The organism is Saccharothrix sp. BKS2, assembly GCF_047689505.1.
Lineage (GTDB): Bacteria > Actinomycetota > Actinomycetes > Mycobacteriales > Pseudonocardiaceae > Actinosynnema > Actinosynnema lopnurensis.
In genome coordinates this window covers 96,942-109,433 of sequence record NZ_JAUQOL010000009.1, presented here as the reverse complement: position 1 = coordinate 109,433, position 12,492 = coordinate 96,942, and the positions used below count along the sequence as shown (strand labels likewise).

Below are 12,492 nucleotides of genomic sequence, written 5' to 3'. Positions count from 1 at the left end.
CTGAACTGAGACGGAGTCGCGTTTACGCACGTCAAAGGGTCACTCTTGTGTTTCGATCGAGTTTCGATACTATCGGCCCATGCGTCGAGCCACGTTGGCCACGATCGCTGCTGCAGCGGGGGTGTCCCTCCCGACGGTGTCCAAAGTCCTCAACGGGAAGGACGACGTCGGCGCGGAGACCAGGGCTCGTGTGCGGCAGCTCCTCGCCGAGTACGACTACGTGCCCGTTGGGTCCCGCCGGGCCTCGGGGCACATGCTGGTCGACCTCGTGTTCACCGCCCTGGACAGCCCCTGGGCGGTGGAGATCATCCGCGGTGTCGTCGACACCGGGCTGCACGTCGTGGTGTCCTCCACCGACAAGCCGCGCCACCACGCCTCCTGGGCGGCGTCGCTGGTGGAGGCCAGGCGCGCGGGCGCGCTCCTGGTGACCTCGCAGCTGACCGCCGCCGACCGGCGGGTGCTGGCCGACTCGCGCATCCCGGTGGTGGTGATCGACCCCGTCGACCTGCCGCAGCCGAACGTGCCCAGCGTCGGCGCCACCAACTGGGCGGGCGGCCTGTCGGCCACCGAGCACCTGATCAGGCTCGGTCACCGCCGCATCGGGGTGATCGGCGGACCGGCCGGGATGCTGTGCAGCCGCGCGCGGGTCGACGGCTACCGCGCCGCGCTGGACCGCGCGGGCATCCCGTTCGACCCCGAGCTGGTCAAGAACGGCGACTTCAGGCACGAGGGCGGGTTCCGGCGCGCCGCCGAGCTGCTGGCGCAGCCCCACCGGCCCACCGCGGTCTTCGCCGGCAACGACGAGCAGGCGCTGGGCGTGATCGAGGCCGCCCGCGTCGCCGGGCTGTCCGTGCCCGGGGACCTGAGCGTGGTCGGGTTCGACGACTTACCGGTCGCCGTGTGGTCGTCGCCCGCGCTCACCACGGTGCGCCAGCCGCTGACCGAGATGGGCCGGCACGCCGGCCGGATGCTCGCGGACCTCATCGCGGGCCGACCGGTCGAGACCGAGCGCGTCGAGCTGGCCACCGAACTCGTCGTCCGATCGTCAACGAAGGAGCCACCGTGCTGAACCCCTGGGCCGATCCCGGCAAGCCGACCGGGGAGCGCGTCGCCGCCCTGCTGGCCGAGCTGACCCTGGAGGAGAAGCTGGCCCAGCTGGTCGGCGTCTGGGTGGGCATCTCCGACGGCGAGGAGGTCGCGCCCGCGCAGCACGAGTTCGCCGAGCCGCTGCCCCCGTGGGACGAGCTGACCAAGCCCGGCCTCGGGCAGCTGACCCGCGTGTTCGGCACGGGGCCGGTGGAGCCGGCGGTGGGCGCCAAGGTGCTGGCCGAGACGCAGCGCAGGCTGGTGGCCAACAACCGGTTCGGCATCCCGGCCATGGCGCACGAGGAGTGCCTGGCCGGCTTCACCGCCTGGCAGGCCACGGTCTTCCCGGTCCCGCTGGCCTGGGGCGCGTCCTTCGACCCCGAGTCGGTCGAGGTCATGGCGCGCGAAGTGGGCCGCGTGATGCGCGACCTCGGCATCCACCAGGGGCTGTCGCCGGTGCTCGACGTGACCCGCGACCCGCGCTGGGGGCGCACCGAGGAGACCATCGGCGAGGACCCGTACCTGGTGGGCCTGCTCGGCGCGGCCTACACCCGCGGCCTGGAGTCCAGCGGGATCGTGGCGACGCTGAAGCACTTCGCGGGCTACTCCGCCTCGCGCGCCGCCCGCAACCACGCGCCGGTCCACATGGGACCGCGTGAGTTCGCCGACGTGGTGCTGCCGCCGTTCGAGATGGCCCTGCGCCTGGGCGGCGCGCGCTCGGTGATGAACTCCTACGCCGAGGTGGACGGCGTGCCGCCCGCCTCGGACCCCACCCTGCTCACCGACCTGCTGCGCGAGCAGTGGGGCTTCACCGGCGTGGTCGTCGCCGACTACTTCGCGGTGTCCTTCCTGGAGACCACGCACGGCGTGGCCGGCTCGCCCGGCGAGGCCGCCGCGCTGGCCCTGGCCGCCGGCATCGACGTGGAGCTGCCCAGCGTGCGCTGCTACGGCGAGCCGCTGGCGGAGCTGGTGCGCTCGGGCGAGGTGGACGAGGGGCTGGTGGACCGCGCGGTCACCCGGGTTCTCACCCAGAAGTGTGAACTCGGGCTGCTGGACGAGGGCTGGGAGCCCGACTCGCCCGCCGTGCTGCGCGGCGAGCCGATCGACCTGGACCCGCCCGCGCTGCGCGACCTGGCCCGCACCATGGCCGAGCGGTCCGTGGTGCTGCTGGACAACGCCTCCGGCGTGCTGCCGCTGGCGGCGCCGGCGAGGCTGGCCGTGGTCGGGCCGTGCGCGGACGACCTGCTGTCCATGATGGGCTGCTACTCCTTCCCCAACCACGTCGGCGTGCACCACCCCGAGGTGGCGCTCGGCGTGGAGATGGACACCCTGCTGGCCGCCGTGCGCAAGGAGTTCCCGGACGCGGCGGTGAGCACGGCCAAGGGCTGCGAGGTCTCCGGCGACGACCGGACGGGCATCGCCGAGGCGGTCGACGCGGCGCGGGACGCGGACGTCGTGCTGGCCGTCCTCGGCGACCTGGCCGGGCTGTTCGGCCGCGGCACCTCCGGCGAGGGCTGCGACGCGGAGGACCTGTCGCTGCCCGGCGTGCAGGGCGAGCTGCTCGACGCGCTGCTGGCCACCGGCAAGCCGGTGGTCCTGGTGCTGCTGGCCGGCCGCCCGTACGCGCTGGGCTCCTACCGGCCGGCGGCCGCGGTGCAGGCGTTCTTCCCGGGCGAGGAGGGCGCGGGCGCGGTGGCCGGCGTGCTCAGCGGGCGGGTGAACCCCTCGGGCAAGCTGCCCGTGCAGGTGCCGCGCACCCCCGGCGGGCAGCCGACCACCTACCTGCACCCGAAGCTGGGCGCCAAGGGCGGCATCAGCTCCGTCGACCCGACGCCGCTGTTCCCGTTCGGCCACGGCCTGTCCTACACCTCGTTCGAGCTGTCGGACTTCGCCTCGGGCGACGAGCTGCCCAGCGACGGCGAGGTCGAGGTCTCGTGCCTGGTGCGCAACACCGGGTCGCGCCCCGGCGCCGAGGTCGTCCAGCTGTACCTGCACGACCCGGTGGCCGGCGTGACCCGGCCGGTGCGCCAGCTCGTCGGCTTCGCCAGGGTCGAGCTGGACGCGGGCGAGCAGCGGCGGGTGACCTTCCGGCTGCACGCCGACCGCACCTCGTTCACCGGCCGCGACGGCCGGCGGGTCGTGGAGACCGGCGAGCTCGTGCTGCTGGTGGGCTGCTCCAGCGAGGACATCCGCTGGGAGCGGTCGATCCAGGTGACGGGCGAGCAGCGGGTCGTCGGCCACGACCGGGTGCTGGTCACCCCGGTCACGGCCGGCTGACGACCGCCACGGGCTGGTCGTGGACGCAGGGACCCCGGGCCGAGCTGCCGGGGTCCCCGGAGAGCTGCCGAGTCCACCGACCAGGCGGCCGCGAGGGGGCTATGGCGGTGGCCCCCTCGCGGTCCGCCGGTGACCGGGTCGTGGGCGGTCCCCCCGCGCCCCCGGTCAGAGGTGCGCGCGCAGGTGGCGCAGCCTCCGCTCGTCGTGCACCCGGGGCACGGTGTGCCCGCTGAACGGGAACACCGCCATCTCCTTCGGCGCGGTGATCTCGTTGTACGCCGCGTACACCGTGGACGGCGGGCACACCTCGTCCATCAGGCCCACGCTCAGCAGCGACGTGGCGGTGATCCGGCGCGACAGCAGCGCGCCGTCCACGTACCGCAGGGTGTCCAGGGCCCGCGGGATCAGCTCCACGTGCTGGGCCAGGAACTTCGAGATCTCCGCGTACGGCTCGGCGTCGGTGAGGGTGACCGCCCGCTGGAAGTCGCACAGGAACGGCACGTCCGCGTGGCACACCCGGACCGCGTCGCCGTTCAGCGCCGCCGCGGCCAGCGCCAGCCCGCCGCCCTGGCTGCCGCCGGACACGGCCAGCCTGGTCGCGTCCACGCCGTCCAGCGAGGCGGCCACCTCCACCGCGCGGGCGGCGTCGACCATCAGCCGCGTCACGTAGTAGGTCTCGGGCGAGGCGATGCCCCGCGTCATCACGCCGGGGTGCTCGGGGCCGGCGAACCCGGAGTCCGGCGTGGCGCCCAGCGTCCAGCGCCCGCCCTGGCCGCGGGTGTCCATCACGAACACCGCGTACCCGGCGGCGGGCAGCAGCACGTGCTCCGAGGGCAGCCCGCGCCCGCCGCCGTAGCCGATGTAGCTCACCACGGTCGGCAGCTCGACCTCCCCGGACCCGGCCGGCCGGAGGTACCAGCCGCGCACCCGGTCGCCGCCGCAACCGGAGAACTCCACGTCCCACACCGGCAGCGGGCCGTAGACGTCGGCGGCGTACGGGGTCAGCACCGGCGGCAGCGCGGCCGACCTGGCCTCCTCCAGCCGGGCCCGCCACCAGCCGTCGAGGCCCTCCGGCTCGGCGGTGGCGGTGCGGTAGGTCGCGAGTTCCCGCTCGGACAGGTCGAACCAGGGCACGGTGGTCCCCTTTCCCCAAGATCAGTTAAGCGCTTAATCACCCTACCGGGGCGCTCTGTCTCAACAGCGGTCTAAACTCATGATCACGGAGCGAGGAGGCGCGGTGGGAGCTAAGCGTCCGACCATCTCGGACATCGCAAAGGCGGCCGGCGTGTCGACCGGCGCGGTGTCCTACGCGCTCAACAACCGGCCGGGCGTCTCCGAACCCACCCGCCGCCGCATCATGGACATCGCCGACCGCCTCGGCTGGGTGCCCAGCAGCGCGGCGCGCTCCCTCAGCGACGGCCGCGCCAACGCCATCGGCCTGGTCGTGGACCGGCCGGCCAGGGTGATCGGCGTCGAGCCGTACTTCATGCAGCTCATCTCGGGCATCCAGGGCGCGCTCGCGGGCGGGCCCACCTCGCTGCTGCTCCAGGTCACCGACAACGCCGCGGCCGAGCTGGCGGCCTACCGGCGGTGGTGGGGCGAGCGGCGGGTCGACGGCGTGCTGCTGGTCGACCTGGTGCAGAACGACCCGCGGGTGGAGCTGGTGCGGGAGCTGCGGCTGCCCGCCGTGGTGCTCGGGGAGCCGGTGGAGCCGGAGGTCCCGTGCGTGTGGACCGACGACGAGACGGCCGTGGACGAGGTGCTGGAGTACCTGGTCGCGCTCGGGCACCGGCGGATCGTGCGGGTCGCGGGGCCCACCCGGTTCGTGCACACCCAGACCAGGTCGCGCGCCTTCACCACGGCCGCCGCCCGGCTCGGGCTGGGCGAGGCGCGGGTGGTGCACGCCGACTACTCGGACGAGGCCGCAGCCCGGGTCACCCGTCGGGTGCTGACCGGCGCCGCGCCGCCCACCGCGCTGGTGTTCGACAACGACGTGATGGCCGTGTCCGCGCTGGGGGTGGCGCACGAGCTGGGACTGGGTGTGCCGGACCAGCTGTCGCTGGTCGCCTGGGACGACTCCGCGCTGTGCCGCCTGGTGCGGCCGGCGCTGTCGGCGGTGCGGCGGCCGATCGCGGAGCGCGGGGCGGCGGCGGTGCGGTTGCTGCTGGACGTCATCGGGGGCGGGCCGGTGGAGCAGGTGAAGACCTCGGACCCGGAGCTGGTGCCGCGGTCGAGCACGGGGCAGGCGCCCGCCGGCTGAGGGTTTCGGGGCGGCGGGTTCGGGGGCGGGTTCCCGGGGGGTGGGGTTCCCGCCGAAGGCGCGCGGGTCGGCTGCGCGCAGGCCGGCCGCAGATCGTTTCGGACCGCCCCGCGCCGCCTCACCCGCGCCCTGCCCCGCGCCGCCCTGCCCCGCCCTGCCCCGCGCCGCGCCGCCTCGCCCCGCGCCGGCCTGCCTCGCCTGCGCCGCGCCGCCCTCCCTCAGCCTGCCCTCCCTCGGCCTGCCCCGCCTCACCCGCGCGCCCTGCCCTGCCCCCCCCCCGCAGCGCCTCGCCGCCGCCTCGCGCCGCTCCCAAGCCCGCACGGCCGCCGCCCCCCGCCGCGCCCGCCCCGCGCGGGCCCTCCGCGCCCGCCGCCGCCCACTGCGGTTGGCGCGGGCGCGGTCGAGCACCAGGCGGAGCCGCGCGGGCCCTCCGCCGCCCGCCGCCCACCGACCGTCATCCCGGCCTAGACGCGGGAGGCCCGTTCGGGGCACACTTAGGCTCGCGTCTGGGAGCGTTCCCAGTTCCGCTGCGGCCTGCCCAAAAAGGCCGCTGACCTGCCGCTTTGCGCAAAACTGCCCGTTGACACTTAAGCGGTTAATTGCTTTGGTGTGGGTGTCCGCCCGTCGGGCGGGCGCGCTGCCCTGCGCTCGCAATGTCAGTGTCGACAACTCCGCGAGGTACACCCATGCGCAAGCGATTCGCCTTGGCCGGCGCAGCCGTCGCCGCCTTGGTCCTCTCACTGCTGACGGTGGTGCCGGCCCAAGCGGCCGCCGGCTTCACCGTCAACAACGGGCGCCTGCTGGACGCCAACGGCAACGACTTCGTGATGCGCGGCGTCAACCACGCGCACACCTGGTACCTGGACCGCACCACCCAGGCGCTGAAGGACATCAAGGCCACGGGCGCCAACACCGTCCGCGTCGTCCTCTCCAGCGGTGACCGGTGGACCCGCAACGACGCCTCCGACGTCAGCAACGTCATCGCCCAGTGCAAGGCCAACAAGCTCATCTGCGTGCTGGAGGTGCACGACACCACCGGCTACCAGGAGCAGAGCGGCGCGGTCAGCCTGGCCCGCGCCGTGGAGTACTGGAAGAGCGTCCAGACGGCCATGGCCGGCCAGGAGAAGTACGTCATCCTCAACATCGGCAACGAGCCGTGGGGCAACACCGGCTACACCGGGTGGACCCAGGCCACCAAGGACGCCATCACCTCGCTGCGCTCGGCGGGCTTCGAGCACACGATCATGGTCGACGCGCCGAACTGGGGCCAGGACTGGGCCTTCACCATGCGCGACAACGCCCAGTCGGTGTTCAGCGCCGACCCGCGGAAGAACACCGTGTTCTCCATCCACATGTACGGCGTGTTCGACACGGCGGCGGAGATCAACGACTACCTCAACCGGTTCGTCTCGGCGAAGCTGCCGATCGTGGTCGGCGAGTTCGGCTTCGACCACAGCGACGGCAACCCCGACGAGGACACCATCTTCGCCACCACCCAGCAGCTCAGGCTGGGCTACCTGGCCTGGTCGTGGTCCGGCAACGGCGGCGGCGTCGAGTACCTGGACATGGTGACCGGCTTCAACGCCTCCCAGCTGACCAGCTGGGGCCAGCGGGCCGTCAACGGCGCCAACGGCATCAAGGCCACCTCCCGCGAGGCCAGCGTCTACGGCGGTGGCGGCGACCCGACCGACACCACCCCGCCCAGCGCGCCCGGCACCCCGTCCGCGTCCGGCGTGACCTCCAGCTCCGCCACGCTCACCTGGGGCGCGGCCACCGACAACGTCGGCGTGGTCGGCTACGACGTGGTCCGGGTCAGCGGCACCACCGAGACGGCGGCGGGCAGCTCCGCCACCACCAGCACGACCGTCACGGGCCTGTCCGCGGCCACCACCTACACCTTCGCGGTGTACGCGCGCGACGCGGCGGGCAACCGCTCGACCCGCTCGACCTCGGTCAACGTCACCACCCAGACCGGTGGCGGCGGCCCGGCGGGCTGCGCGGTCACCTACCGGCTCGCCGGCCAGTGGCAGGGCGGGTTCCAGGGCGACGTGAAGATCGCCAACACCGGCACCGCCGCGGTCAGCGGCTGGACGCTGCGCTGGACCTGGGCCAACGGCCAGACCGTGTCGCAGTCCTGGGGCGCCACCACGAGCCAGTCGGGCAGCGCGCTGAGCGCGACCAACGTGGCCTACAACGGGACCATCCCGGTGAACGGCTCGGTCAGCTTCGGCTTCATCGGCTCGTGGAACGGCACCAACGCCGCGCCCACGGCGTTCACCCTCAACGGCTCCAGCTGCACCGCGGCCTAGGGGGATGACGATGTCGAGGAAGATCGCGGTGGGGGCGCTGCTCGCGGCGCTCGCCACGGTGGTGGGGCTCCTCGTGACCGTGCCGGGGCAGGCGTCCGTCCAGGCCGCCGCCCCGACGCGGATCATGCCGCTCGGCGACTCGATCACCGGATCGCCGGGCTGCTGGCGCGCGCTGCTGGACCGGGACCTGCGCGCGGCCGGGCACACGAACATCGACTTCGTGGGCACCCGCGCCGGTGACGGCTGCGGCTTCGCCTACGACGGCGAGAACGAGGGCCACGGCGGCGCGCTGGTGACGGCGGTGGCCGACCAGAACCAGCTCGTGGGCTGGCTCGACACCGCCGACCCGGACGTGGTGCTCATGCACTTCGGCACCAACGACGTGTGGAGCAACCGGTCCACGGCGACCATCCTGGCCGCCTACTCCAAGCTGGTGGACCAGATGCGCGCCAACAACGCGTCGATGAGGATCATCGTCGCGAAGATCATCCCGATGGCGGCGAGCGCCTGCGCCGAGTGCCCCCAGCGGGTGGTCGACCTGAACGCGGCGATCCCCGGCTGGGCGGCGGGCAAGTCCACCGCGCGGTCGCCGATCACCGTGGTCGACCAGTGGACCGGGTTCGCCACCGGGAGCGACACCTACGACGGCGTGCACCCGAACGCCGCCGGTGACCGCAAGATCGCCGACCGGTGGATCCCGGCCGTGGTGTCCGCGCTCAACGGCACCACGCCCACCTCCACCAGCACGACGACGACCACGACCACCACGACCACGACCACCACGCCGCCGGGCGGGACGTGCGCGGCCGAGGTCAGGATCGGCAACCGGTGGCCGGGCGGGTTCTCGGCGACGGTCGTCTTCCGCAACTCGGGCACGTCGGCGGCCCGCGGCTGGTCGGTGCGCTTCGACCTGGGCGCGGGCATGACCGTGGCCCAGGGCTGGAACGGCACCTTCAGCCAGAGCGGCCGCGCCGTCACGGTGACCAACACCGCGTGGAACGGGTCCGTCCCGCCCGCGGGCTCCGTCACCGCCGGGTTCAACGGCACCGGCGACGCGACCGGCTGGAACCCCGTGCCGACCTGCTCGTCGGCCTGAACCGGGGCGCGGGGTCGTCGGCAGCACGCTGGCGACCCCGCGCACCACCACCCCCGTGAGGTGACCCAGCTCACGATCGGGCGTGTAGAGAAGCCGCCGCCGGCTCCGTCAGTGGGGGTGAGCGCCAAGATGGGCGCGAACCGCACCGAGGAGTCCGACATGGCGAAGTTCCTGCTGCTGATGAACTACGGCCCCAGCGCCACCTGCGACACCCCCATGGACCGGTGGGCCCCCGAGGACATCGCCGCGCACATCACCTACCAGCAGGACCTGGGCGCGGAGCTGGCCGGCAACGGCGAGCTGGTCGACGCCCAGGGACTGTCCGGTCCGGAGCTGGCCAAGCGGGTCACGGCCACCGGCACGGGCGCGCCCGTCGTCACCGACGGCCCGTTCCCGGAGTCCAAGGAGCTGCTGGCGGGCTACTGGCTGGTCGACACCACGCCGGAGCGCGCGCTGGAGATCGCCGCGAAGGCGTCCGCCGCGCCCGGCCCGAACGGCGTGCCGCTCGGCCAGCCGATCGAGGTGCGTGAGCTGATGTCGGCCCCCGCGGCGCCCGACCTGTGAGCCGGGTCGTCGAGGACCTGCTGCGCGAGTGCGCGCCGCGGGTCCTCGGCGCGCTCGCGCGCCGCCGCGGCGACTTCGCCCTGGCCGAGGACGCGGTGCAGGAGGCGCTGCTGTCCGCCGCGCGGCACTGGCCGGTCGACGGCCTGCCGGACGACCCGCGCGCCTGGCTGACCAGGGTCGCCGAACGCAGGATGACCGACCTGGTCCGCAGCGAGGCCGCCCGACGCCGCCGCGAGCTGGCGGTCTTCCGCGAACCGCCGCCCGGCGACGTGGTGGACCACGACGACACGCTGGTGGTGCTGTTCCTGTGCGGCCACCCGGACCTCACGCCCGCCTCGGCCATCGCGCTGACCCTGCGCGCGGTGGGCGGCCTGACCACCGCCGAGATCGCCCGCGCGTTCCTGGTGCCCGAGGCCACCATGGCGCAGCGGATCAGCCGGGCCAAGCAGAAGCTGCGCGGGGCGCGCTTCGCCCCGCCGGGGGCCGAGGAGTGGGCGTCCCGCCTGCGGTCCGTGCTGCACGTGCTCTACCTGATCTTCAACGAGGGCTACACCAGCAGCGCGGGCGGCTCGCTGCACCGCACCGAGCTGTCCGGCGAGGCCATCCGCCTGGCCCGGCTCCTGCACGCCCGGCTGCCCGCCGACGGCGAGGTGGCCGGCCTGCTGGCGCTGATGCTGCTCACCGACGCCCGCCGCCCCGCCCGCACCCGGCCCGACGGCTCGCTGGTCCCGCTGGCCGAGCAGGACCGGGCGAGGTGGGACCAGGCGCTCATCGTCGAGGGGGTCGGGCTGATCACCGAGGCGGTCGAGCGCGGCGCCGTGGGGGAGTACCAGGTGCAGGCGTCGATCGCGGCGCTCCACGACGACGCGCGCCGCGCCGAGGACACCGACTGGCCGCAGATCCTGGGCATGTACGGGCTGCTGGAGCGCATGACGGGCAACCCCGTGGTGTCGCTGAACCGGGCGGTCGCCGTGGCCATGGTCCACGGCCCGGCGGCGGGCCTGGCGCTGGTCGACGAGCTGGAGCCGCGGCTGCCCGGCCACCACCGGCTCGACGCCGTGCGCGCCCACCTGGACGAGATGGCGGGCGACGCGGACGCGGCCGTGCGGCACTACCGGATCGCGGCCGCCCGCACGACGAGCACGCCCGAGCAGCGCTACCTGGTGGACAGGGCGGCCCGGCTCGCGCGCTGAGCGCCGGTCCCGCCTTCGGTACCTTCGGAGGTGGGGGTGGTGGACGTGACCGAGCGCAAACCCGCCGGTGTGGGCTTCGAGGGCTGGATCGAGCGGCAGATCCGCGAGGCGCAGGAGCGCGGCGAGTTCGACGACCTGCCGGGCGCCGGCAAGCCGCTGGGCGGCCTGCGGGAGCCCCACGACGAGCTGTGGTGGGTGAAGGACAAGCTGCGCCGCGAGGAGGGCACCGCGCTGCCGCCCACGCTGCTGCTGCGCAAGGAGGCCGCGGCGGCGCGGGAGGCGGCCGGGCGGGCGTCGTCGGAGGCCGAGGTGCGGCGAATCCTGGCGGGGATCAACGCCCGGATCGAGGACGCGATCCGCAAGCCGATGTCCGGCCCGCCGCTGAACCTGATGCCGTTCGACGTGGAGCACGTGGTGGGGGAGTGGCGCGAGTCCGCCGCCCGGACCGCCCGCCCGGCCCCTCCCGGGGCCGCTCCGGTCGACGAGCGCCCCGCTGCGCCGGGCCGCCTCGCCGGGTTCCTCCGGCGGTTCCGCCCGGCCGCGGGGCGAGCGGAGCGCCGCGAGCAGGCGTGATCCGCCCGGGTGTCCCGGCCGCGTCGGCGGTCAGGGCACCCCGGCCGCGTCCAGCAGCGCCGTCGCGGTGCGGACGCCCAGGCCGGCCAGCGGCTCGGCCCGGACCACCGCGCAGTCCGAAGCGCCGTCGAAGACCACGGTCAGCTGGGCGGCCAGGGTGTCCGGGTCGGCGACGCCGGCGGCACGCGCCTCCGCCGCGAAGAAGTCCGTCAGGCCCTGCTTGAACCGGCGCGCCACGGCGTTGGCCGGGTGCCCGGGGTCCTTCAGCTCCACCGCCGTGGCCACCAGCGGGCAGCCGCGGTAGTCCGGCGTCCCGGTGAGGGCGTCCTGGGCCCGGAAGACGTGCAGGACGCGGTCGCGCGGGGCGCCGCCCGCCGTGGGAGCAGCAGGGCGTCGTAGGCCGGGCCGCGGCGGTCCAGGCTGGCCGCGATCAGGTCGTCCTTGCTCTCGAACAGCTGGTACACCGCCCGCGACCCGCGCACGGTCACGCACCCCGACGCCGTCCCGCTCGCCCTGGAGGTGACCGACCCCGACTCGGTCGCGGCGGCCGCCCGCGAGGCCGACGACGTGACGGTCCTGGTCAACAACGCGGGTGGGCTCGTCCAGGCGTCCTTCCTCGACTCCCCGGTGGAGGACGTCCGCCGCGAGTTCGAGACCAACTTCTACGGCCCGCTCAACGTCACCCGCGCCTTCGTCCCGGTGATCGAGCGCAACGGCGGCGGCCACCTGCTCAACGTCGCCTCCGCCCTGTCCTGGGCGGCCCTCGGCGGCTCCTGCAGCGCCTCCAAGGCCGCCCTGTGGTCCCAGACCAACTCGCTGCGCCTGGACCTGCGCACGCGCGGCATCCGCGTCACCGGCCTGCACGTCGGCTACGTCGACACCGACATGACCTCGGACGTCACCGCGCCCAAGAGCGACCCGCGCCACGTCGCGGACCTCGCCCTGGACGGCATCGAGGCCGACGCCCACGAGGTGCTGGCGGACGACGTCTCGCGCCACGTGAAGGCCGCGCTGGCGCAGGACGTCACCGTGCAGTACCCGGTGCTCGCCGGCTGAACCGGCCGGAAGCGTTGCGGGCACGCGTTCCCAGGTCGGAGTCGCAACGCGACAGTGCGGAGGGGATGGTGCGGAAGG

At 74.4% G+C, this 12,492-nt stretch carries 11 protein-coding genes; 9 read left to right on the top strand and 2 right to left on the bottom strand.

Features of this window, described 5'->3' with window-relative positions; translation table 11 throughout:
- The first annotated feature begins 79 nt into the window (after positions 1–79).
- Both Q5530_RS20395 and Q5530_RS20390 read left to right on the top strand, forming a co-directional pair.
- On the top strand, positions 80–1,069 hold the full coding sequence (locus Q5530_RS20395; protein ID WP_380635470.1) for a LacI family DNA-binding transcriptional regulator: 990 nt from the start codon (positions 80–82) through the stop codon (positions 1,067–1,069).
- On the top strand, positions 1,063–3,363 hold the full coding sequence (locus Q5530_RS20390; RefSeq protein WP_415364285.1) for a glycoside hydrolase family 3 N-terminal domain-containing protein: 2,301 nt from the start codon (positions 1,063–1,065) through the stop codon (positions 3,361–3,363). The genes Q5530_RS20395 and Q5530_RS20390 overlap by 7 nt, the downstream gene beginning before the upstream one ends.
- Positions 3,364–3,528: 165 nt before the next feature.
- Here the strand turns inward: Q5530_RS20390 and Q5530_RS20385 are convergent, their stop codons facing one another.
- Complete coding sequence (locus tag Q5530_RS20385; protein WP_415364283.1) at positions 3,529–4,497, bottom strand: acetylxylan esterase; 969 nt, start codon at positions 4,495–4,497, stop codon at positions 3,529–3,531.
- 103 nt (positions 4,498–4,600) lie between these two features.
- Between Q5530_RS20385 and Q5530_RS20380 the strand changes: the two genes are divergently transcribed.
- From Q5530_RS20380 to Q5530_RS20355, 6 genes are all read left to right on the top strand, one after another.
- Entirely contained in the window at positions 4,601–5,623 is a 1,023-nt protein-coding gene (locus tag Q5530_RS20380; protein ID WP_380635463.1) for a LacI family DNA-binding transcriptional regulator, read from the top strand.
- A 686-nt stretch (positions 5,624–6,309) separates the two neighbouring features.
- Entirely contained in the window at positions 6,310–7,932 is a 1,623-nt protein-coding gene (locus Q5530_RS20375; protein WP_415364281.1) for a cellulase family glycosylhydrolase, read from the top strand.
- A 10-nt stretch (positions 7,933–7,942) separates the two neighbouring features.
- A complete protein-coding gene (locus tag Q5530_RS20370; protein WP_415364279.1) occupies positions 7,943–9,028 on the top strand; it encodes a cellulose binding domain-containing protein in 1,086 nt (361 codons plus the stop codon).
- A gap of 117 nt (positions 9,029–9,145) precedes the next feature.
- The gene (locus Q5530_RS20365) at positions 9,146–9,592 is read left to right on the top strand and encodes a YciI family protein (RefSeq protein WP_415364277.1); all 447 of its coding nucleotides are present in this window, start codon (positions 9,146–9,148) and stop codon (positions 9,590–9,592) included.
- The gene (locus Q5530_RS20360) at positions 9,589–10,785 is read left to right on the top strand and encodes an RNA polymerase sigma factor (protein ID WP_415364275.1); all 1,197 of its coding nucleotides are present in this window, start codon (positions 9,589–9,591) and stop codon (positions 10,783–10,785) included. Before Q5530_RS20365 ends, Q5530_RS20360 begins: the two co-directional genes overlap by 4 nt.
- A 45-nt stretch (positions 10,786–10,830) precedes the next feature.
- Entirely contained in the window at positions 10,831–11,358 is a 528-nt protein-coding gene (locus tag Q5530_RS20355) for a DUF1992 domain-containing protein (RefSeq protein WP_415364274.1), read from the top strand.
- Between the two features lie 30 nt (positions 11,359–11,388).
- Here Q5530_RS20355 and Q5530_RS20350 read toward each other — a convergent pair whose 3' ends face one another.
- Positions 11,389–11,631, bottom strand: a complete 243-nt coding sequence (locus tag Q5530_RS20350) for a hypothetical protein (protein ID WP_415364273.1) — start codon at positions 11,629–11,631, stop codon at positions 11,389–11,391.
- Between the two features lie 168 nt (positions 11,632–11,799).
- Here Q5530_RS20350 and Q5530_RS20345 point away from each other — a divergent pair, with 168 nt between their 5' ends.
- The gene (locus Q5530_RS20345) at positions 11,800–12,414 is read left to right on the top strand and encodes an SDR family oxidoreductase (protein ID WP_415364272.1); all 615 of its coding nucleotides are present in this window, start codon (positions 11,800–11,802) and stop codon (positions 12,412–12,414) included.
- Positions 12,415–12,492 lie beyond the last annotated feature (78 nt).

Coding starts and splice junctions, on each gene's coding strand:
- Q5530_RS20395 (WP_380635470.1), top strand. CDS start 80: ATGCGTCGAGCCACGTTGGCCACGATCGCTGCTGCAGCGGGGGTGTCC.
- Q5530_RS20375 (WP_415364281.1), top strand. CDS start 6,310: ATGCGCAAGCGATTCGCCTTGGCCGGCGCAGCCGTCGCCGCCTTGGTC.
- Q5530_RS20370 (WP_415364279.1), top strand. CDS start 7,943: ATGTCGAGGAAGATCGCGGTGGGGGCGCTGCTCGCGGCGCTCGCCACG.